Below are 22,022 nucleotides of genomic sequence, written 5' to 3' on the forward strand. Positions count from 1 at the left end.
GAGAGGCACCATGAACACTGTTAACTCTACACAGTCGAGTCATCCACAGGCCGCTGCCCAGGTACTAGGGTGGCCTGCGCCTGCGCAGAGTACAGCCTTGAGCCTGGGGCTCATGGCCACGGGGAACCGTCTCTGCGGTGAAGGGCTGCCCCGCCGTATGGCTGCCGGTTCGCCCTCCAACCAGCGCCCGGCCCCGGTCGTAGAGAGTAGCCGTACCTTGCCAGCACAGACGCGTGAGCTGTTGCAACGTATTAGCGACTATTTCTCGTGGAAAACAGCAGCCAACGAATTTATCGCCGAATTGACCCAAGACCCGAGGGGGAATACCCGCCGGGATGAGCTCGAAAAGGACCTTTTGATTTACAGCGTCGCCAGGATGCTGACGGAGGCAGGGGTTGATCCCACAGATTTGGCGGCGGCCATCAAAGGTCTGGTAGAAAAGATGCGCAGTGCCTCACCCACGCTGGACTATACGAAAGTGATGCAAGGACTCGTCAACAAAATCCAACAAAGCCACAACACACCTCAACAGGTCATTGAGCAGTTTTCCCTAAAGTCATATGTGCGAGCGGCGTGCCATCAGCAAGGACCTTCGTGTCAGCCCTGGGGCAGGCAGGATGCCATGGTGGCCGCGCTTTATCTGTTCGCCCCTTGCCTGACGAATCAGACCCATAGCGTCGGGACGCATGAGCAGCGTTTTTTCGAGGCCCTGGCGCAGGCGAGTACGCAACCGACGGTGGCCAACGAGCAGGTGGTACGTGATCGATATCCGGCGTTCCACGAAGCGGTGAGTCAGTTCACCCCCATGCTGCCTTTCACCCCACTCGCGACAACCACTATTGAGCAACAGGAACGCGAGATCGTACAGGCCCGGATCGAAGGGATTGCGAACACTCTTTGGAAGCCGCGACAGATCAGCCACCTGGTACCTGCTCTTTCTACACAACCGCTGGAAGATGATTGCTCTGCGGCGCCAGGCCGGACATTTTCAAACCTTCCCCACGCCCACGCCGGGGCGCTGACCAACCAAGGTCGGTCGATCAGGATTGCGAACCATCTGACCCCAGCTTTCGGATTTAGTGGAGCCAATGCTGCTCAATCCTCATCCAACGATCACATCAACATTCCCATCGAAGGCGAAGACCAGACGCTTCTCCAGCCGGCATCGGACGTAGCGCAGGTATTGCTGGCCGCAGTCCCGGCCCGGGTTGTGCAGCGAAGTCGCCTCACTGCTGCCGCAGCGGTGGGTTTTGCCGCGATTACAGGTGCCCTGTATGCCGGTTACCGTTATCTGTCCCCCCACGCCGCCCCACCCGCGCAGCGTTCCATCGTGCCAGTCAGTGACCGTGAGCAGGAAATCCTGGCATTCCTGCAGCAGGCGCCGCATGTACAGGATAACGGGGCCTGGACCTCGAGCCTGGACGCGCTACGCGCCTTGCTCGCGCAGACCCCCGAGCCCTCCCGGATCGAGGCGGCGGCGGCTCTGTTGGACGTGGACCTGGGGCGGGACTGCTCCCTGGTCGCGCAGCAGGCCCCCGCAGGCGCGACACGACAAAGGCGCAGCGTGACGGACGAAGCCGCCGAGGTCATCATTCCTGGCCTGGGAGTGGTGACCGTCAGCGAGGTGGTAATAGCCGTGCAGCATGACCAGCAGCGCGCGCAGTTGGAAGATCAGCTCTTCGTCAATCTGCAACAATACTGGCGCAACGACCCGGAAATGCACTGGCTCGAGAGTCAGCCGCAGAGCGAACAGAAATTATGGATCAGTTATGCCGCCGCCTGCCTTGCCAGTAACCGCGCATTGAGCGACGCGCTGCCCACACCCGCGGGACTCTGGCTTGAGCGTGCGCAGGACTACTGGGCGCAACAAGGCCTGCCCGGTCATCCTTATGAATATGAGATGAGCTTCAATAGCAGCGTGCATGCGGGGCAGCAGCAGGTGCCCATCACCACGCACTTATCGCTGCTGGAGGCCAGCAGGCTCGAGCCTTGGCTTGAGATCAGCAATGTCACGGTCTGGCGCGATGGCCAAGTCTTGACGGCCTCCCGGCAGGATAGCGTCATGGATTTCCAACGGGGTGCAGGCGCCTGGCAGCCGCTGCTTGCTGAAGTGACCGCGCGCCATACCACGCAACGCGCGCAACTCCAGGCGCTGTACAGCCGCAGTCTGGAGGCGGAGCTGCACCGGGATGTGCTGGAAGCCCGGTTCAAGGGAGAGCTATCGGGGCATGGCGCTTATCTCGATGGCGAGCGTATCGTGCTGGACGCCCTTCGCAACGAGCCGGGCGTGCGCACGGGTTTGCTCAGCCTGTCCAAGGGCACCGGCCGACAGGCCGTCTCGGTGAACCTGACGAACTGGTTGGTGTTCGAGCGTGCCGGGGTTCAGGGCGAGAGCGCCGGGGTAGTGCTTTACCGGCCGGACATCCACACCTGGCAGGCGTATAACACCCGCCAGGAACTTTTCCAGGACCTGGATCAGCGTCGCCTGCAACAGCGTCTGCTGGGCGAATTGACTGTCACCACGCAGTCCTCATTCGGTGTTCTGCTCAGAGAAGAAGCGCTGGCGCTGGCAGCACCTGAAGACCGTGCCACCTTACGTCAATTTTTTCAGCAAATCGCCGATAAACCCGCCGTTTGGAGTGAGGCTAGCCTGACGTTCACGCCCTACGCCAAGGGCGACTTTGCGCACAATATCGCTCAATGGGCCAGCGATAAGCTTGCGGTAAACGACCGCCAGCTACGCGAGCAAAAGCAAAGCCCGAGCCTGGCTGCGCGGCAAGCCGAAGCGGTTGCCATCGCAGCGCAGTTGGACGCTTTTAGCGTGCAGCACCTGCCACCTTTGCGCGAGTTTACCCGGCGCCAGGAGAGCGCCAAGCTCACCCGCTTCGTGCACCAGCAAAACCCGCAGGCCAATCAGACACGGGTGGATTCCGACACCGTCTTTATAGACTACAACAGCCGCAATACGACCTGGACCGACTGGGTATTAGAACAATATCGCGGTCATGGCGACATGCCCTTTGATTTTTCCAGCACCAACGTCACCAGCAATAATTTCCAGAAATACGCCACGCTGACCGCCGCCGATCCTGCGCTACAGGCCTCGCTCAACACCCCAGCCGTAAAGCAAAGTGTGGAAGCCAACCTGCGTGCCACCTATGCGGGTGATGACTATATTGCGCACGTGCGTGCACTGCTGGATCCGAACACTGAGCACTACGCTATGTTCCAGCAGCTTCGCGTGGCCGAGCAGATCGCAGGCCTGCGCGTGGCGGTACAAATGGCGCATGACAACAAGGAACTGGCACCGGATCAATCGCTCTGGCTTAAAAGTCTGGTCGACAGACTGCCCGGCTCCTTGGCGGGGACTAAAGAGGAAGTGGGCGAGCTAAGTATTCGTGGAAGGCGCATCCCCGGTATGTGGGTGCTGTCACGACGTTATCAGGGCACGCCGGTCAGGCAAGCCGAGGCTCGGCGGGAGAGTTTCGTTTACATGGCCAGCGCCCCGTGGGGCAAGTCGCTCTGGAAGCTCGATGCCAACTTCATCGCCTGGCTGCGCACCGAGCCGTTGCGCGAAGCGGTAGAGCAACGCGTACTGACCCAAGACCGCACGCTCATTGATGAAGCGTTCAAGAGCATGAGTTCGAACAGTTTTCGCACCGCGGTCAGGCCGCTCAGCCATTTTGCCGTGGCCTGTGATCAACTGATTCTGGACATCATCGACAACACCGCAGAGACCACCACCAGCAAAGCCGAGGTTATCCAAAACGAGATCCTCAAAGGGGCACGCTACGCTGCTAGCGGTGCTTGCCTCATCAGCACCGCCGGTATTGGGGCTGCACCCTGCGCACTGCTCACACTCCCGTTGATGGCAAACGATATAAGCGATGTGGTGCAACTCACACGGCGCGGCGAGACTGGCGAGGCGCTGCTGGTGTCGGCTTTTTTGTGGGCCGACACACTCGATGTCATGCAGGGGTTTAAAGCCGCCCTGGCCGTGGGCAAGGCCAGCCTGGGCATGCGATCCGTCCGGCGTTATGCCGAGGGCCTCACGCCAGGCGGCAGGCCCAATACGCTGTTTTCGCGCCACGACTTAAACCCCACCGATCTGAGCAAGACTAATGCCCCTCGTGCCGAACTCGGCGGCGCCTTCTATCGGCGGGCAGGCAGCGACAAGTGGTACGTCATTGATCGCGAGCTGGGTCAGCAGCGGGTGTTTGAGGTGTATTCCGATAATGGTTGGGGCACGGTGCGCATCCGCGATCCGCAGCGGCCATTGGGGCAGGGGATGCCCATTGTTTGGCGTGACGGGAGCTGGCAGTTCGATCCCGGCGGTTTAATGGGCGGAGCTCCGACTGTCGAACAATACCTTCGCAGACCCGGTATGTCGGAAAGTGAATATAACGTGATGCGTGAACACTTTGAAAAGGACGTCAATGATTTTTTTAGCAAGCCCTATACCTCTACCTCAATACAGCTACCTTCTGTTTCTGCTTCGGAAACCCTTGAAACGTTCTTTCAGAAAATATACAAAACCCACAAGGGCGCGATTATAGGTGAAAATCACCAAGAGTTTGATTTGGTGGTGCTGTATAAAACATTGAAAGAACAGATGGGTAGTTTGCAGAGCAACGGTGTAAAGATTTTATATATGGAACTTCCCGCGGAAGGTCGAGAAGGCCAACATATTTTAAACGCATGGCCTAACGGCAAGGTGGACCTCAAGTATTTGCCAGACCTTGGGTCTAGTACTGCATTGGCTGATATGATTGATGAAGCCCACGCTAAAGGCATCAGAATTATTCCAGCTGACAGTCTGCTGGCGGGTGATTATAATTATGACCTGTCATGCACCGTTGGTATGCTCGCGGATAATGTAGACATGGACATAGCGAAGCTGCGGCGTCTCAGACTTTTCAACTACTCGGCAACCGTACAAATCCAAAGTCTCGGTCCAGACGAAAAATGGCTGATGGTGGTAGGCAGAGCGCATGTTAAAACACACAGAGGTGTTCCTGGCGTAGCCGAGCTTAACGGTGCCGTCGGGATCGAGTTTGAAATTGATCACTCGCTCTATGCCCCTACCATCAGCGGCGCGACACGTTACGGTGATTTTAAACTTTCAGCAGATGATAGATATTCGGTCGGCGTTGATACGGACTACTTTTAGTGCCCTTGGATTTATCGGTAAAAGCCGACTTGCTGCAGACAGTGGGTGAGAATGTGGCCAATGCATGAGCTTTGTGGGGTTGGGGTTGCTTGGGAAGGCGGCCGCCTATCGGGTGGTTGTGTTGGCTGGTAGATAGCTATCGCGGGCAGGCCCGCTCCCACAGTGGCGTGTTGGGTGTGAGGTTGGTGTCGGGCACCAACCCCGTCCGGTGGGCGTTATGAGGCGATCAGTTGGCACAGGACGTAGTGCAGGATACCTCCGGATTTGAAGTATTCCACTTCGTTGAGTGTGTCGATCCGGTACAGGACTTCGATTTTTTCGCGGCTACCGTCTTCTCGGGTGATGGCAGGGTCAGGTTCATTCTTGGGGTCAGTTCGATGCCGGTGAGGCCGAGGATGTCAAGCGTTCCCTTGCCGGTGAGGTTGAGGCTTTGGGATCAAACCCGCCATCACGGCCAGATCTTGAGCGGGTGTATAGAAATTGAGCTGGCCGATGATGTTTTTGCGGCGAATTGAGTCGTGATTCGCCGTAGTTAGAGCTTCGACACGAAGATCTTGAAAGGGCTGAGTGTTATAGCGACTGGCAGGCAGTGATCAAAGCGTCCAGGCCAATAGTGCGGGAGCGGTCATTACCCAAAGCGACCTTGAGTTTGTAGCAGTCATCGAGAAGACTTTGATTCGTTTGCCTAATCTCACACTTTTTGGTCAAAGCATGACCATCCGGGATGGGTGTTTCGGCATAGGGCTTGTAGCGCAAATGTAAAAGACGACGCTCCTTGTCGAGCATCTGTATTTTGTTCCTGGCTTCAAGATGGGCTGGATCTCCCGGAGTTGATTTTTTGATCGCCGGCAGGTCAAAGGAAACAGCGCGTGTGGTCGATCGGTTCACATAGGCAAATCGGTTTGAAGCGCAAAACCTGCGTCTGAGTAAATACATGATTTTTTGCCACAGGTTTTTTTGTTCTCAGAGGCTTTGCCCTTGCTGCTTATGGCGCAGAGGTCGCCTGGAACATTGGCGCTCCACCTCAATGAGTCGGGCCAGCTATCTTTAGCGTGCAGGGCTTCTGGATCCGGAAAAGCGAATGTGCTTGGTATACCAATACGGGCTACAGGCTTCACAGTTGCCATGGTTATGCTCCCTGCTAGATATTCAAACAGAAATGATAATTTTGCCTTTGCGTCGTTGACTTGTGTAAAACGCTCTTTGTTCCAGGGGTAGGCTCAAGAGTTCGATTGTGTGGGGCTATTTGGGTTTTTCAGTTTTGCACGTGGGATTTTCGACGAAACAACAGCGGCCAGTTTTTTCTCATGGTCGTCAAAATTCAGTTTGCGAGCGGCCTCTTTAATGCAAGTGAGTGCGTTATTTATTTCCATGAGTTCGTGTCTGAAATACCAGGGAGAATTGCTTCTGATTGTGGTGTTTGCATCTTCCAGTGCCATCCAGGAGCGATGGATATTTTCGATAAGCGCTTTTTTCAGGTTTCCATTATATGCCTTGTTTTGAAATTTATTATTGGGTTTTTTTAACAGTTTTTCAGTTTTCTCGATAATGAGTATACTCTCCGAACAGATCTGTTTTATCTTCTCGGTTGAGAGAATCCTTTGTTTGTCGCAATAGGCAATAATCATCGTGTCGAGCTCTCGCCTAAAGGACGTGCAATTGTCGATCAATGAACAGAGGCCAATGTCGTAAGTGCGGTCTTTGCCAAAAGCAACTTTCAGGCGTTCAAGCTCTGCTTGAGCCTTTTTAAGGTGATAGAGGTTCCTCTGTAGATCCCGTATAACAGAAGTGCGTTTATTCTCTTTGGCGGGTGCCGCGGAGCTAGACCCGTAGTGGCGTCGTATAACCAGAATGTTCTGGTCAAGCTTGGTTATTTTTTTACTGGCTTTGGTGTGCAATTCATCGCCCGGAAGTGAACGTTTTATGGCACCAGCGTCAAAATAAAAAGTATTGCCATAAAAGTTAAACGCGTGGGGTGTAGTTGGCGACTTGCATTGGAAAAAATGAATAAATTTTTTAAGCAGTGATGTACGTTTGGGGGGCTCAGTCTGCTCGGCTATAGGGCGTAAAGTATGAGCAGTGTCGCTTGTTGATACCAGCGAAGCCCGCACATTATTATTGGGTACCAAGATCGGGATTTCTCGGTTGTCGGCAATGTATCGGGTGGCTGCGCTACCGGAGCTGCAGGCTGCTTGCATTCCCACTGTCATAGTGACTGACTCCATGTGTGAATAAAAACATCAATATCAACGCTGTTTTCGCAGCGCCATGCGTAAAAAAGCTCATCGCCAGGGTCGCTCCTCGCTCAATAGACTCATGCGCAAGAAAATATCAGGGTGCCTTAAGCTGCGCATTCTTGTCAGAGGTTCGCGTCAGGCTGTTCGGGTTTATAAGTGCTTGCCGAACGAAGTGTGACAATTGCTTTAGCTCAAGGTAGCTTCCGCTGGTTGATGGAGTGTTATTTATAGCAAGGGTTGCGATCTTGTCTTTCAGCTGTTGTTCGCTCAGTAGTAGGTCCTGCGTCAATTGTCTTTCTGTGTCGCTTACAGATTCAAAACCCATGCCCCTGGCGGTCCCAGTGTTCGGCGTACTCGCCAGTTCTGCGGCCTTGGCGATCATCTCGTTGCAAGTCTGTTCTATTGGTTTTACGGTTATTTTACCTAAAGGCTGAGCTCCATGGGGTGGAGGACTTTTCTTTATCGGGGTCAGGGCGTTTGAACCATTCCCGGTTGAAAAAGCGCAGGTGGAGAGGTGTTTGTGTGGCGCAACTTGTTGGCTCGAGTCGAGATTGTTCGCGCTATCACGAGTTTTTACATGCGCCACATTTGGTAAGCCCAAGGCGTCCATGTCTACCTGACGACAGGGGGGGACAAAGAGACGGTGTCTGACATCAGGCTAAGGTCTGTTTTTTCAAGTGTTTCATGGGGCCTAATCACAGTAGGCTGAGGGTGTGAAACTTTTTTACCGAGCATGGGTTTCTGGCCTGCTGAAGCAGATTTCCAAGGCGCGATTTTTTTCAGCAGTGATTCGGCTTCTTTCTGTGCAAGATGTTCCTGGCGATCTTGTTGGCGTTTATCGAATTCCAAGTCTTTAAGTGCTGTTTTAATGAAGCCGATATTTTTTATGAGCTGAGGATGAATGCTTTTGTGATGAATGCCAGGGTTATTATTGAGGGTGGTAAGTTGCTCGATCAATTTTTTCTCGCCAGTGGAAAGTTCCTCGGATAGGCTCGTTTTTGCATCGTCTACAGAGGCGAACCCCATGGTTTTTGCCATCCTTGGGCTCGGCTTGTCCACCAGTTTTTCAGTTTTCTTGATCGTTGAGTCGATGTCTTCAAAAGTCTGTTCTATGCGGGCTTGCGAAATGTCCCGGTTATTATGAAAGTTTGTAAGGCGCCCGTTGTCGAGATCTTTTCCAAGAGATTCATACATATCGATCAAGGTATCAAGGCCAATCGCGCTAATGTGTACATCACCCAAGGAATCCTTCATCTTTCTGGCTTCTCCGAAGCAAGACTGTACGGTGTCATAGATCTTGCACATTTCGCCGAACGCCTGCAGCTCTTCACCCTTTTCGGTGAGCTTGCTGTCGAAGTGTTCGAAGTCGGATTGGAGCACGCGACATTTTTCGCGAAGTTTATTTATATTTCCCATGGCCTCAAGGCTGACCGAGTCCCCGGGGTTGATCGTGTTATGGCACTGAGATTGAAACGAGTCGGCCCAAGAGTCGATTTGCCAATATAGGTCGCTCGGTCCAACAGTCGGCTTTTGAGAAGGCTTATGATTTTTTGACCTTTTGCTTTTGCTCGCTTTTGCGTGGCGGCTGCCTTGTCGATCGATGAGAGCGAGTCGCAGACATTGGTGACTGAAGACAACGAGGGCTGCAAAGCTGTTTTAGCGCTGAGGTCTTCATCCGCAGGTCTGTAGGTGCCCGGTATTCCCCTGCTTGCCACATGCGTCATAGTCGCCATAAGTTGCTCGCTCTCATTCAGAAATCAAAAGGCTATGCGCTGGGCAACGAGTTCTCCGACCACGTGATGGAGCGCAAGAATTACCTCTACCTCGCGCACTCGAAATTGCGCAGTTGCAGCTATGGCCCGGAACTTCGGGTCGGTGAACTGCCTCAACACCTGGCAGGCACCAGCCGCATCCTGCGTGATGGCGAGGTGCTGTGGCAGCACGAGTTCCTCAGTGGCGAGGCCAATATGTGCCACAGCCTGGAAAACCTCGAATACCACCATTTCAAGTACAGCCAGTTCCTGCGGCCGGGGGACGTGCACATTCACTTCTTCGGCACCGCGACCCTGTCCTTCGCCGATGGCATCCGCACCCAACCGGGTGATGTGTTTGAAATCAGCCAGGCCGAGTTCGGTGCACCGTTGATCAACGGCATTGCGCCGGTGGCTGCAGCGTTCGAACCCGGCACCGTCGGCACCCTTTAAGGAGATCCGCATGACCCCGATCCTCGGCCACAACTACATCGGCGATCAGCGCAGCGCGGCCGGCGCGGTCAAATTGCAAAGTGTCGACGCCACGACCGGTGAAGCCTTGCCCGGTGACTTCTACCAGGCAACTGCGCAAGAAGTGGACGCCGCCGCCAAGGCTGCTGCCAGCGCGTACCCGGCCTATCGCAGCCTGAGTGCCGAGCGACGAGCGCAGTTTCTGGACGCCATCGCCGATGAACTCGATGCCCTCGGCGATGACTTCGTCGCCGTGGTCTGCCGCGAAACCGCGTTGCCCGCCGGCCGTATCCAGGGTGAGCGAGGTCGCACAAGTGGCCAGATGCGTTTGTTCGCCAAGGTTCTGCGGCGCGGCGATTTCCATGGCGCGCGGATCGATCAGGCCTTGCCCGAGCGTCAACCGCTGCCGCGTCCCGACCTGCGTCAGTACCGCATCGGCCTTGGCCCGGTGGCGGTGTTCGGCGCCAGTAACTTCCCGTTGGCATTCTCTACCGCGGGTGGCGACACCGCCTCGGCGCTGGCCGCCGGTTGCCCGGTGGTGTTCAAGGCGCACAGCGGTCATATGGCGACCGCAGAATGGGTCGCCGATGCAATCATCCGCGCCACCGAAAAAACCGCGATGCCGGCCGGGGTGTTCAACATGATCTACGGCGGCGGGGTCGGCGAAGCACTGGTCAAGCATCCGGCGATCCGGGCGGTAGGCTTTACTGGTTCGCTCAAGGGCGGTCGTGCCTTGTGCGACTTGGCCGCCGCCCGGCCGCAGCCGATTCCGGTGTTCGCCGAGATGTCGAGCATCAACCCGGTGATCGTGTTGCCTCAGGCGCTGGCGGCCCGGGCTGTAACCATCGCCCGTGAGCTGACGGCGTCGGTGGTGCAGGGCTGTGGTCAGTTCTGTACCAGTCCGGGGTTGGTGATCGGCATGCGTTCGCCGCCGTTCAGCGCGTTCATGCAGCAGGTAGCGGGGCTGATCGCTGATCAACCGGCGCAAACCATGCTCAATGCCGGGACGTTGGGTAGCTATGGCAAGGGTTTGCAAAAACTTCTGGCGCATCCGGGTATTGAGCACTTGGCCGGTAGCCCGCAACAAGGCAAGCAGGCGCAGCCACAACTGTTCAAGGCGAATGTGAGTCTGTTGATCGAGGGTGATGAAGCCTTGCAGGAAGAAGTGTTTGGTCCGGCTACAGTGTTCGTCGAGGTCGCGGATCAGGCGCAGCTCAGCGCCGCGTTGAACGGGCTGCACGGGCAACTGACGGCGACGATCATCGGCGAGCCGGCGGACTTTGAACAGTTCGGCGAGTTGACCGCATTGCTGGAGCAGAAGGTCGGGCGAATATTGCTTAACGGCTATCCGACCGGCGTTGAGGTCTGCGACTCGATGGTTCACGGCGGGCCGTATCCGGCGACGTCCGATGCCCGCGGCACCTCGGTCGGCACCTTGGCCATCGACCGCTTCCTGCGCCCGGTGTGCTTCCAGAACTACCCGGACAGCTTGCTGCCAGAGCCCTTGAAAAACGCCAACCCGCTGCGAATCCAGCGACTGGTGGACGGCAAACCATCGCGCGAGGCCCTCTAACGGCCAACCGCAATCCTTGTAGGAGCTGCCGAAGGCTCGGGCCGCGTTCGGACGATCTTTTGACTTTGTTTTTAAGGATCAAGATCAAAAGATCGCAGCCTTCGGCAGCTCCTACAGGGAAGAGCCCTATCATTGGCTCTTTCCAATTGAATGATCGATGACTGCGACTCGATGGTTCACGGCGGGCCGTATCCGGCGACGTCCGATGCCCGCGGCACCTCGGTCGGCACCTTGGCCATCGACCGCTTCCTGCGCCCGGTGTGCTTCCAGAACTACCCGGACAGCTTGCTGCCAGAGCCCTTGAAAAACGCCAACCCGCTGCGAATCCAGCGACTGGTGGACGGCAAACCATCGCGCGAGGCCCTCTAACGGCCAACCGCAATCCTTGTAGGAGCTGCCGAAGGCTCGGGCCGCGTTCGGACGATCTTTTGACTTTGTTTTTAAGGATCAAGATCAAAAGATCGCAGCCTTCGGCAGCTCCTACAGGGAAGAGCCCTAACATTGCTTCTTTCCAATTGAATGATTGATGTCTGCGACTCGATGGTTCACGGTGGGCCGCGTTCGGACGATCTTTTGACTTTGATCCTTAAAAACAAAGTCAAAAGATCGCAGCCTTCGGCAGCTCCTACGGGGAAGAGCAGCTATCATTGGCTCTTTCCAATTGAATGACTGATGACCATGACTGCCGTAACCGATACCTTGCTCAATGCCCTCGAAAACTGCGACATGCTGGAAATCGACGGCTTGCACGCCTCTGATTTCTACCTCGGTGAAGAAGACGACAGTCTGAATATCGAATGCATGGACGGCCGGGCGCTCAAGCATTGGGAATTCAGCAAGGCTCAAATTGAGGCAGCCACCTTTGACCCAACCCTGCAAAGCTGGCTCGTTACCGATGATTCCGGTGAGCATCGGCTGCTGTGCATGAGCGCCTTCGGTGGTGCTGACGACGAGGAAGCAGAGAATGAAGATGCGTAGTTTCTGGCCACTGTTGATGGCGGGCAGTGTCGGCGCCATGGGCGTTCAGGCCGCCACCGTCGACGATTATCAACTGCTGGTCGGCTCTTATACGGCAGGCCAGAGCCAGGGGATTTATCGCCTGAACTTCGACAGTGCCACCGGGCAGATCGACGCCAGGCCACTGCAAGTGGTCAAGAGCGAAAACCCGTCCTGGCTGACCGTGTCCAAGGACCAGCATCACCTGTTTGTGGTCAACGAAAACGGCCCGGGGCAGGCCGACCCGGTCGGGAAGGTCAGCAGCTATGCGATCAATCCCAAGACCCATGAGCTGAGCCTGATCAGTCAGGTCCAGAGCCTGGGCAACGAGCCGACCCATTCGAGCCTCAGCGGCGATGGCACTCACCTGTTCGTCAGCAACTACTCGGTGGTTGAAGATCCGGGCGGCACCCTCGCGGTATTGCCGGTGGGCGCTGATGGCAAGCTCAAGCCGGTGGTGCAGATGAGCAGCCATCCGTCGAGCCGGGTCAACCCGGAGCGGCAGATGTCGGCGCACGTGCATTCGACGATTTCCTCGCCAGACGGCAAGTACGTGTTCTCCAATGACCTGGGGGCGGACAAGATCTTTGTCTACCACTTCAATCCAAAGGCCAACCCGCTACTGCCACTGACGCCAGCGACTCCGGCCTCGGTGCAATTGCCAGCGGGCAGCGGGCCGCGTCATCTGCTGTTCAGCGCCGATGGCAAACACGCCTGGCTGAGCATGGAAATGAGCGCCCAGGTGGCAGTGTTCGATTACCAGGACGGCACGCTCAAGCAAACCCAGATGGTCGATCTGGCGGCGGGGCAACCCACTTCCGACAAGGCTGGCGCGGCGCTTCACGCCTCAGCCGATGGCAAGTTCCTCTACGTCAGCAACCGTGGCACCGCCAACCAGATGCTGGTGTTTGCCATCGACCCGGCGACCGGCCAGCTCAAAGAGCTGCAGCGCCGTTCGGTGGAAGGCGATCACCCGCGCGAATTCAGCCTCGACCCCAGTGGCAAATTCCTCTTGATCGCCAACCAGAAAAGTAACGAGATTGTCGTCGTCGAGCGCGATGCCAAGACCGGTCTGCTCGGCAAAATCGTGCAGAAACTGCCGATGGATGCCCCCAGCGACCTCAAGTTCCTGCTGCGTCAATAGGCCGCAGGCCCCGGTTGATGGGGCCTGCACCCTTCTATTAATGAGACTGATATCGGCTAATGCTACAAAGCATTTCAAGGCGCGGACCCTCGGGGAGTAAGTTTGCTTCACGGCCTGACCAGGCAAGCAAGCCAACTGACTCCGAGGAATACCATCATGAACTTCAATCTCTTCTCCATCATCGCTGCATCCGCTATCTCTGCCACCGTTGCCCTGCCAGCCAGTGCCAACGTTGAAATCAACAGCAAAAAATCCCACACCCAGAGCTACACCCAGAAATACCTGCAACAAAGCGCCAACTTCTACGCCGCGCTGGATCACAAAACCCAAGCCTGAAATCTGCAAACTTCATCGCGCTCCCTGGTAGGAGCTGCCGAAGGCTGCGATCTTTTGATCTTGATCTTAAAAATCAAAGTCAAAAGATCGCAGCCTTCGGCAGCTCCTACTTGTGTATAGGTTTTAACCAGCGTCGAGATAGGCGGGCTTAATGATCAACCAAGCTGATGGTCACTATGGAAAACCCTGAGTGGTTGGCCCGGGTTTTTGATCGATCCTGTGGGCACTGAAACATGCCCACGGAGAACACCATGGCCAGCGCAATCCTCACTTCTGCCAAACACGGCGCCTATGTGGCCATCGGTCTTTACGTGGCCATGGTGCTGGTTGTCAGCCTCTCGGCTCAATCGCAACAAGACCTTAAGGCGCCGATCCAAGTCGCCTATCCCGCCATCCAGTTCGAACACCGCGCGCTACAGAATGCGGTGGTCGATCACGGCGATGTGTTGGGAGCGGTCGGCGCATGAAAGGACGCAAACTCTGGGTCGTCGCCTTCCTGGCGTTCATGACCAATGGCGCTTCACTGTTGGGAGTCGGGCAGGGCTCGGCGGGGGCGGTGGCGCGTTCAATCGAATGCAACCACGCCATCGCCCACAATATTCAGGCTGCCAAGGGCTTGGGGCTGCTGGTGGGGAATCCGCCGCAGAAAGTCCGCGCCGAGTTCCTCGGACCGTTCCAGGTCGATTGCTCGGCGCTGGGGATGTGCTCGGTGTTGGCCTGATACACCGAACCCTGTGTAGGAGCTGCCGAAGGCTGCGATCTTTTGATCTTGATCTTGATCTTGAAAAGCAAAATCAAAAGATCGTCCGAACGCGGCCCGAACCTTCGGCAGCTCCTACGGATGGCTCACTTCTTCATGTTTGCGGTGAACAGCTCTGAATCGATGAAACGCTGCAGCCACGCCTGTAACCGTACATACGGCGTCTGCGCGAACCATTCCCGATCCACGTGCGCAAACTGTCGCACGAACGGCATCAGCGCCACATCCGCCAGACACGGATGGTTGGCCAGCAAGTAGTCGTTGCGCCCCAGCATCTCCTCGAGCTGGCTCAAGAATTTCTCACCCTCGGCCCGGTAAAATTCCATGGGCTGCTCGGGATAGCGCTCGGCGTACTTGTAGTGATTCAGATGAACCTTGAACACCTGATCGTTGCCCACGATCAGTTTGTCCATCCACAACGCCGCAAACGAATCATCCTTGAGCAGCCAATCCTGCGGATCGTTTTGTGCCAGCGCCCAGCGCATGATCTCCAGGCTTTCATCGATCACCCGGCCATCAACGTCGAGCACCGGCACCGTGCCTTTGCTCGACAGTGCGAGCATCTGCGCAGGTTTGGCCTTCAGGCTGACTTCGACAACCTGCACCTCAACCCCTGAGTAATGCAGGGCCATGCGCGCACGCATGGCGTAGGGGCAGCGGCGGAAGGAATAGAGCGTGGTCATTTCACCTCCAGGGTGCTCAGGCCATTGCCTTGGCGGCGGACCTGAATCTGCACCGGAATCCGCTCATGCATTTCCTGCACGTGAGAGATCACCGCAACCTTGCGTCCTTGCGCCTGCAGGCCGTCGAGGGCGTCCATGGCCAGTTGCAGGGATTCCGGGTCGAGGCTGCCGAAGCCTTCGTCGATAAACAGTGATTCGATTTTCAACGTGCTTGAGGCCATCGACGCCAGGCCGAGCGCCAATGCCAGCGACACCAGGAACGTTTCGCCGCCGGACAACGAATGCACCGAGCGCAGTTCGTCGCCCATCTCGGTGTCCATCACCAACAAACCGAGCATGCTGCCGCCGCGTTTCAGGCGATAGCGCCGCACCAGCTGCCGTAACTGCACGTTAGCGTGATGCACCAGCAGGTCGAGGTTGTAGGCCTGGGCGATCTTGCGGAACTTATCGCCAGTGGCCGAACCGATCAAGGCATCCAGGCGTGCCCAGCGCTGAAACTCGGTGTAGGCGTCGGCGATTTGCTGTGCCAGGGCCTGATTGGCGTTCTGCCGGCGCTGATCCTCGGCTTGTTCAGCCCGCAGTTCGGCGCAACGATGTTCGCTGGCGGCAAACAGGTTTTGCAGTTCCGTCAACGCGGAGGCCAGTTGTTCGGCGTCGAGGTTGCCGTTGTGTTGGGCTTGATGCTTGAGCAGACGCTCGTCGCGTTCCTGCAACAATACCTTGGCCTGCTGGATGGCTTTTTCGCTGTGCTGCAATTGCTGGCGCAGCTCGCTGACCTGTTGCTCGTCAACACTGAGTAATGCTTCCAGCCCACCGTCGTCCAGCTCCGGATGCAACGCACGCCAGTCGGCAATCCGGGTGCTCAACTCGCGGTCTTCAGCCTCCAGGGCTTGTGAACGTTCTTGCTGCGCCTTGAGTTCAGCGGCCAGTTGCACCAACCGTGTGCGTACGGTTTGCAGTTCCTGATTGGCCGTCGCTTCGGCATGACGCGCCTGTTCGACGGCTTGGTCGAGTTGCTGCTGCCACTGTTCGGCGCTCGTATGTTTGCCGAGTAATTGCCCCAGTTTCTGCTGGCAAACCTGTTGTTGCTCAGCCTGCACCGTGAACTGCTGTTTGGCGGTGTCCAGTTGCTGGGCGCGAGTCAGTTGACGGTCCTGCTCCTTCTCCAGTGTCTGTTGGCGCTGTTGCTGTTCGCTGTGTTCATCACGCTGCTGATCAAGTTGTTGCAGACGCTGGGCGATCTGCCGGTCGAGCTGCATGAACGTCGCGGCCGGTTCGTTACGCAACGCTTCCAGGGTATCGGTCGCCAGCAACGTGCTGAACGCCGTCAGTTCTTCGTCCAGGCGTTGGCGATCACCGCTCAACGCCTGCTGCTGATGGCTCAGGTGCTGGGTCGCTTGCTGGCTCGCCGTTTCGGCGCTGCGCAGTTGCTGGGCCAGCCGCGCAGCATCCTGTTGCAGGGTGAGCAGGGCGGTTTGGCGTTGCTCGTCCTGGCTGATGCTCTGGTTCAACTGACTGTTTTGTTGCGTGAGCCAGGCATCGCGCCTGGCGAGGTCCTGATTCAGCAACTGAGCCGACAGCGGATGCGCTTCGAGACTCGGCGCCAGGCTCTGTTGCTGGGTGGCGAGGTGTTCCTGCTGTTGCAGCAACTCCTTTTGCTGCGCAATCAAACCGCCGACTTCGGCCCGCAGATCAGTGAGTTTTTCCTTCAGCAGGTCAACGGCTTGCTGGGCGTTGGCCTGTTCGCTTTCGTCATGCCGGCCGAGGCTTTGCAACAATGCTTCAGGCTGGTGATAAGGATGATCCGGGCTGCCGCAAACCGGGCACGGCTGATCGTCCTGCAACTGTGCGCGCAGTTCCTCGACGCTTTCGCTGCGGGCCAGGCGTTGGCGCTCCAGCAGCTCCCGGGTGACGGTCAGGGTCTGCTCGGCGACGGTCAGTTCGGCCTTGGTTTTCACCCCGTCCTGGGTAAGACGCTCGCGCTCTTGCTGGGCTGCGAGCTGACGCTGCTGAAGCTCGGTGCCACGTTTATCCAGTTCCTGCTGACTGGCCCACAGCCGCGTCAGTTCTTCGAACGCTCGCAACTGCTTGCGGTTGTCCTGCAACAGCGTGCTCAGCAGTTGAATCTGTTCGGCCACGGCTTCGGGTTCGGCGCCGGCCTCTTTGTAGAGCACTTCCACATTCTGCTTTTGCGCGGCCAGTTCTTCGGCGGCGCGAGTGGCGCCCTGTTCCAAAGCAGCCAGTTCGGCCTGGCCTTTGTTCAGGCGATTTCCGATCAGCATCAACTGTTGCAGGCGATCGCGGTAAGCGTTCCAGGCCTCGCTCAATGGCGCCAGGTGAACGCTTTGCTCAAGCTCGGCGGCGATGCGCTGTAAACGTTCGGTGACCTGTTGTTGCTGATCGAGCAAACCTTGAATCGTGCTTTGGCCCTGGGTGCAGGCCAGTTCAGCCTGCTGCTTGAGGTCGGCACTCAGGCTTGCCTCACGTCCCAGACGGGCGAGGGTGCTTTGCTCTTCAAAGGCTTGGCGCAGCAACGGCGCACCGGCGCTGTGCTGGTTTTGCGCTTCGGTCAATGCGGTGTGGGCGCCGCTCAGGCTTTGTTCAAGTTGAGTCTGGCGTTCGCTCAGTTCTTGTTGCTGTTGCGTGTGTTGTTGAATCTGCGCCGCCAGCGGTGTGAGCTGCGCGGTGAGTTCAGCCTTGCGCGCAAATTGATGCCGCTGCGGCGCCAGTTGCTCCAGGCGTGTCAGCTTCAGCCGTTCGCCGGCCAGACTTTCCCAGTGCTGCTGGGCGGATTGCAGTTGTTCGGTGGCGCTCTGTTGTTCGTCCTGCAATTGGCGCAGGTCTTTGAGCCAGGTGTGTTGCTGCTCAAGCTGCTTGAGTTGCGCCTGCTGGGTCTTGAGTTGCTGCCGGGCTTCGTTGAAGCGTTCATCCAGTTCGGCGCGTGCTTCGGGGGACAACGGCGTGACGCCGGTGGCCTGGTCCTGCAACAGCTTGTGGGCTTCGCGAGCCTCTTTGGTCTTGTCGAACGCCCGCCGACCCAAACGGGTATAGAGCGCGGTGTCGGTGAGTTTTTCCAGCAGTTCGCTGCGGTCGTTGTCGTCGGCCTTGAGGAAGGCGCTGAACTCACTCTGGGCCAGCAGCACGGCGCGGGTGAACTGTTCGAAGTTCAGGCCCAGTACGGCTTCAAGCTGGGTTTTGAATTCTGTTTTCTGACTCGCCAGCAATTGATCCTGATCGATGTCCCGCAAACTCTGACGACTTGTTTGCAGCTTGCCACCGGCCTTCTCTCGAGCGCGATTGGCTTCCCAGCGCGCTCGATAGCGACGGCCATCGATGCCAACGAAATCCACTTCTGCATAGCCTTCGCCAGTGCCGCGGCGTAACAGCGTTCGCGCGTCGCCAGTGCCGATTTCCCCCTCGGCATCCGGGACCTTGGCAGTCGACTGAGCATTTATCAAGCGCGGCACGGTGCCAAACAACGCCAGGCACAATGCATCGAGCAAGGTACTTTTGCCGGCGCCGGTCGGCCCGGTGATGGCGAACAATCCAGCGCTGGCCAAGGGCTCGGCGGTGAAGTCGATTTCAAACGGCCCGGCCAGCGAGGCAAGGTTTTTCAGGCGGATCGCGAGGATCTTCATGGCTGTTCGCTCTCCATCTGCACGTCTTGCAACAGCTCGGCAAAGTCCTTGAGGGTTTGTTCATCGACCTCGCTGCCGTAGTTGTCCTGCCAGGCGCGGCTGAACAGCTCCTGAGGCGAAAGTTGATCGAGTTCGATCAGCGTGGTGCCGTCATCGGCGCCCTCTTTACCGCCGTTGCCGGCGTATTCGGCAGCAATTCGAACCAGTCGCACAGCCTTGCCTTGCAGGGCGGTTTCAACCTTGTGGCGCAGATCCGGTTGCGGTTCGTCGAGGCGCACCCGCACTTCCAGCCACGGCTGGCGCTGAATATCTTCCAGCAGGTCGATGTTCGGCAACTCGGCCAGTTTCAGCAGGATTTGCGCCAGCGGCGCAGGGCCGACCCGTTGCAGGTCGACCGCGCGCGGGATCAGTTTCGGTTCGACGCTGACCAGGGTTTCGCCATCGAGGGTGATGTCGAGAATCTGATGCGGATAGTTGATCTCGGAGAATGACAACGGAATCGGCGAACCGCTGTAGCGGATGCGTTCTTCGCCGTTGACCTTCTGCGGCTTGTGCAAGTGCCCGAGGGCGACATAGCTGATGCTCGGGCCGAACAGGCTGGCGGGCAGGGCTTCGGCGTTGCCGATGATCAGGCTGCGCTCGGAATCTTCCGACACCGAACCGCCGGCCATGTGCGCATGGCTGATGGCGATCAAGGCCTGGCCCGGCTGGCGCTTGGCGTTCGCCGCCTCGATCAGCCATTCATGCACCTGGCCGATACCGCGCAAGTAGTTGTCGCCCAAATGCGCGCCGGTCACTTCGGCAGGCCGCAGGAACGGCAGCGCCAGGCACCAGCCGGTAATCTCGCCAGAGGCATCGGGCAGCGGCAGCAGCAGGCGCTCGGCGTCGAGTTGACCGTCATCGAGCCACAACACCCGGCCCAACGCGTGAGTGCGCAGACGCCGCATCAACGGCGCGGGCAGTTCAATCCGCGAACCGGAATCGTGGTTGCCGGCGATCATCACGATGGTCAGCAACGGCTGCTGTTCGTGGGCGCTGACGATAAAGTCGTAGAGGCGTTCCTGGGCGGTGACCGGCGGGTTGACCGTGTCAAAGATATCGCCGGCGATCAGCAGCACATCGGGCTGGTCCAGCTTCAGTTGGCGCAACAGCCATTCAAGGAAACAACCGTGCTCGAAATCGCGGTCCTGGCCGTGCAGGTTCTGCCCAAGGTGCCAGTCGGAGGTGTGGAACAGACGCAAGGCGTACTCCGTAGGAAATAAGGTGATGGCCGCGTGGGAAATGATGGCGGCTAAAGGGCAGGGAGTTTACTGGCAAAAGGCGAGGAATGCAGAAGGGCAGAAAAGATCGTTCGAAGGCGGCCCCGACCTTCGGCCGCTCCACAGGGGAGGGGGTTGACCCTGAGGGGCTGCCGAACGCCGTGATTGGTCGAGGTTTGCGGTTTTTTTGCCGGGCCCGGGCGGCGATTCTGTTTCGCTGCGTTTGGGCCTGGGATCATTTACGCATGAACACCGCGCCCACCAGCGAGGCAAGGAGGGCAAGCAGAGCGCCCGCTAAAAAGGCCATGCCATAACCGCCGCTCAACGCATCAAGCGGTGCAAGTCCGGTATCTGCAAGGTAGTCACGATGATAGGACGCCAGACTGCTGATAAGGGCGAGACCCAACGCACCGCCCATCATGAAGGATGTGTTGACGATACCTGAGGCGAGGCCGGACTCACTGGGGTCCACATCGTTCATGGCGGCCACCAGCACCGGGTTGAATGCCATCCCGGCGCCCAGTCCCAGCAACAGCATGCCCGGCAGGACGTCAAACAGAAAGTCACCGTTTGCCGGTGCCCTGGACAGCAGCAGCAGGCCGGCGGCGGCCAGCGCGAGGCCCAGGACCAGCGGCGGCTTGATGCCGTATCGAATGATCAGCCGCGGCGACAGGCTCAACGAACACACGGCCATCACCAGGTTGGCGGGCAAAAAGGCCAGTCCCACTTCGAGCGGGCTATAGCCCAGAACCTGTTGCAGGTAGAGGGCGCACAGAAAAAACCAGGCGAACATCGACGTTGCCCAGAGGATACCGATCAGGTTGGCCGTGCTCAGGTTTCGCAAGCGGAACAGGCGCAGCGGTACCAAAGGCGCCTTCACGCGAACTTCTATGGCTAAAAACAGCACGAACAACAAGGCCGCCAGTGCCAGCAAGCCAAGCGTCCGGGTGGATCCCCAGCCGGCGTGATTGCCATTCATTATCGCGTACACCGCCAGCATCAGTGCGGCAATGATCGTGATGGCGCCGGCCACATCGAGCGAGCCTCTGTTGATTTTTTCGGCCGGCGGCAGTAAGCGGTGGGTCAGGCCGAGAACGATGATCCCCAGAGGCAGGTTAACCAGGAAAATCGAATGCCAGTCATAGGTGTTGGTCAGGACGCCGCCCAACAACACACCGATGCTGCCGCCGCCAGCACACACGAAGCTGTAGGCGCCGATGGCTTTCGCACGCTCGATCGGGTCGGTGAACAAATGAATGATCAGCGACAGCGCCGTGGCGGTGACCAGTGCGCCGCCGAGCCCCTGCAAACCCCGCGCGGCTACAAGGGTCCATTGCGTCGAGGCCAGGCCGCAGGCCAGTGATGCCAGGGTGAAGAGGGTGACCCCGGCGATAAAAAGATTGCGCTGCCCATACAAGTCGCCCAAACGACCGCCCAGCAGCAGGAAACCTCCAAACGTCAGCAAATACGCATTGATGATCCAGGCCAGCGAACCATCGCTGAAGCCCAGTTCCAGTTTGATCGAGGGCAGCGCGACGTTAACGATCGTGGTGTCCAGCACAATCATCAATGTGGCCAGGCAGACAATCATTAATGCTTGCCAGCGTTTCTCGCGATAAGCGTCCTGCTCCAGGCTCAGCGGCAGTGAGCGTGTGCTTATATCATCCATAAAAATATATCCATGTAGGAAGTTGCTTGAGTGGTAAGTCTTCGAAGTACCGGATTCATTGGCTGATGTAGGAATTTGGTGAAGGTTTTGTCAGTCGTATATCGCGATATTTAAACAGATTACACGTGCGGAAAAGTGGTTCCGCAGTGAATGTAGCCCAATATTTGATATTTGCAAGTCGGGTTGCTTCCTGCGATTTTGGTGTTGTAGGCTCATCGCCAATAGTTGATGTTTTGCAAAGGATTTCAGTTCGCTTTATCGCCGCAACGTATTGTATTTGAATGTGTTTTTAGAATTTATGGACTAGGCGTTTAATAAGGCGTCGAAGAATGGCC

General features: G+C 57.5%; 16 protein-coding genes and 3 pseudogenes. 9 read left to right on the forward strand and 10 right to left on the reverse strand.

Annotated elements, in window-relative coordinates:
- Window positions 1-97: 97 nt before the first annotated feature.
- A complete protein-coding gene (locus JFV26_RS31360; RefSeq protein ID WP_201197441.1) occupies window positions 98-5,170 on the forward strand; it encodes a hypothetical protein in 5,073 nt (1,690 codons plus the stop codon).
- A gap of 215 nt (window positions 5,171-5,385) precedes the next feature.
- Here JFV26_RS31360 and JFV26_RS31365 read toward each other — a convergent pair.
- The 6 genes and pseudogenes from JFV26_RS31365 to JFV26_RS31390 all read right to left on the reverse strand — a co-directional run.
- Window positions 5,386-5,603 (reverse strand): annotated as a pseudogene (locus tag JFV26_RS31365) (hypothetical protein); the annotation flags it as partial.
- Between the two features lie 137 nt (window positions 5,604-5,740).
- Window positions 5,741-6,058, reverse strand: coding sequence for a hypothetical protein (locus JFV26_RS31370; protein ID WP_201197442.1), 318 nt, complete (start codon window positions 6,056-6,058; stop codon window positions 5,741-5,743).
- Window positions 6,055-6,297 carry a hypothetical protein gene (locus JFV26_RS31375; RefSeq protein WP_201197443.1) on the reverse strand — a complete coding sequence of 81 codons (243 nt, stop codon included), beginning with the start codon at window positions 6,295-6,297 and terminating at the stop codon, window positions 6,055-6,057. Before JFV26_RS31375 ends, JFV26_RS31370 begins: the two co-directional genes overlap by 4 nt.
- Before the next feature lie 93 nt (window positions 6,298-6,390).
- Window positions 6,391-7,380 (reverse strand): hypothetical protein, encoded by a 990-nt coding sequence (locus tag JFV26_RS31380; RefSeq protein WP_201197444.1) that lies wholly within the window; start codon window positions 7,378-7,380, stop codon window positions 6,391-6,393.
- Window positions 7,381-7,501: 121 nt separating this feature from the next.
- The gene (locus tag JFV26_RS31385; protein ID WP_201197445.1) at window positions 7,502-8,017 is read right to left on the reverse strand and encodes a hypothetical protein; all 516 of its coding nucleotides are present in this window, start codon (window positions 8,015-8,017) and stop codon (window positions 7,502-7,504) included.
- A 2-nt stretch (window positions 8,018-8,019) separates the two neighbouring features.
- Entirely contained in the window at window positions 8,020-8,787 is a 768-nt protein-coding gene (locus JFV26_RS31390; RefSeq protein WP_201197446.1) for a hypothetical protein, read from the reverse strand.
- A gap of 383 nt (window positions 8,788-9,170) precedes the next feature.
- On the opposite strand from JFV26_RS31390, the pseudogene JFV26_RS31395 reads away from it, so the two are divergent.
- The 8 genes and pseudogenes from JFV26_RS31395 to JFV26_RS31430 form a co-directional block, all read left to right on the forward strand.
- Window positions 9,171-9,611, forward strand: a pseudogene (locus JFV26_RS31395) (AraD1 family protein); the annotation flags it as partial.
- A 10-nt stretch (window positions 9,612-9,621) separates the two neighbouring features.
- Window positions 9,622-11,202, forward strand: a complete 1,581-nt coding sequence (locus tag JFV26_RS31400; RefSeq protein WP_201197447.1) for an aldehyde dehydrogenase (NADP(+)) — start codon at window positions 9,622-9,624, stop codon at window positions 11,200-11,202.
- Window positions 11,203-11,355: 153 nt separating this feature from the next.
- Window positions 11,356-11,571: pseudogene (locus JFV26_RS31405) on the forward strand (aldehyde dehydrogenase (NADP(+))); the annotation flags it as partial.
- 309 nt (window positions 11,572-11,880) lie between these two features.
- Entirely contained in the window at window positions 11,881-12,180 is a 300-nt protein-coding gene (locus JFV26_RS31410) for a DUF5629 family protein (RefSeq protein ID WP_201197448.1), read from the forward strand.
- A complete protein-coding gene (locus JFV26_RS31415) occupies window positions 12,167-13,342 on the forward strand; it encodes a lactonase family protein (protein ID WP_201197449.1) in 1,176 nt (391 codons plus the stop codon). The genes JFV26_RS31410 and JFV26_RS31415 overlap by 14 nt, the downstream gene beginning before the upstream one ends.
- A 156-nt stretch (window positions 13,343-13,498) precedes the next feature.
- Window positions 13,499-13,678, forward strand: a complete 180-nt coding sequence (locus JFV26_RS31420; RefSeq protein ID WP_123514418.1) for a hypothetical protein — start codon at window positions 13,499-13,501, stop codon at window positions 13,676-13,678.
- A 251-nt stretch (window positions 13,679-13,929) separates the two neighbouring features.
- On the forward strand, window positions 13,930-14,145 hold the full coding sequence (locus JFV26_RS31425) for a hypothetical protein (RefSeq protein ID WP_201197450.1): 216 nt from the start codon (window positions 13,930-13,932) through the stop codon (window positions 14,143-14,145).
- Complete coding sequence (locus tag JFV26_RS31430; protein ID WP_201197451.1) at window positions 14,142-14,399, forward strand: hypothetical protein; 258 nt, start codon at window positions 14,142-14,144, stop codon at window positions 14,397-14,399. Before JFV26_RS31425 ends, JFV26_RS31430 begins: the two co-directional genes overlap by 4 nt.
- A gap of 125 nt (window positions 14,400-14,524) precedes the next feature.
- Here JFV26_RS31430 and JFV26_RS31435 read toward each other — a convergent pair whose 3' ends face one another.
- The 4 genes from JFV26_RS31435 to JFV26_RS31450 form a co-directional block, all read right to left on the reverse strand.
- Window positions 14,525-15,121: a glutathione S-transferase gene (locus JFV26_RS31435; RefSeq protein ID WP_201197452.1), complete on the reverse strand. Its 597-nt coding sequence runs from the start codon at window positions 15,119-15,121 to the stop codon at window positions 14,525-14,527.
- Entirely contained in the window at window positions 15,118-18,759 is a 3,642-nt protein-coding gene (locus JFV26_RS31440) for an AAA family ATPase (RefSeq protein ID WP_201197453.1), read from the reverse strand. Before JFV26_RS31440 ends, JFV26_RS31435 begins: the two co-directional genes overlap by 4 nt.
- Window positions 18,756-20,000, reverse strand: a complete 1,245-nt coding sequence (locus JFV26_RS31445) for an exonuclease SbcCD subunit D C-terminal domain-containing protein (protein ID WP_201197454.1) — start codon at window positions 19,998-20,000, stop codon at window positions 18,756-18,758. Before JFV26_RS31445 ends, JFV26_RS31440 begins: the two co-directional genes overlap by 4 nt.
- A 253-nt stretch (window positions 20,001-20,253) precedes the next feature.
- Window positions 20,254-21,687, reverse strand: a complete 1,434-nt coding sequence (locus JFV26_RS31450) for an MFS transporter (protein WP_201197455.1) — start codon at window positions 21,685-21,687, stop codon at window positions 20,254-20,256.
- Window positions 21,688-22,022: the final 335 nt, after the last annotated feature.

Origin of the sequence: Pseudomonas sp. TH31, assembly GCF_016650815.1 — a bacterium.
Taxonomy (GTDB): domain Bacteria; phylum Pseudomonadota; class Gammaproteobacteria; order Pseudomonadales; family Pseudomonadaceae; genus Aquipseudomonas.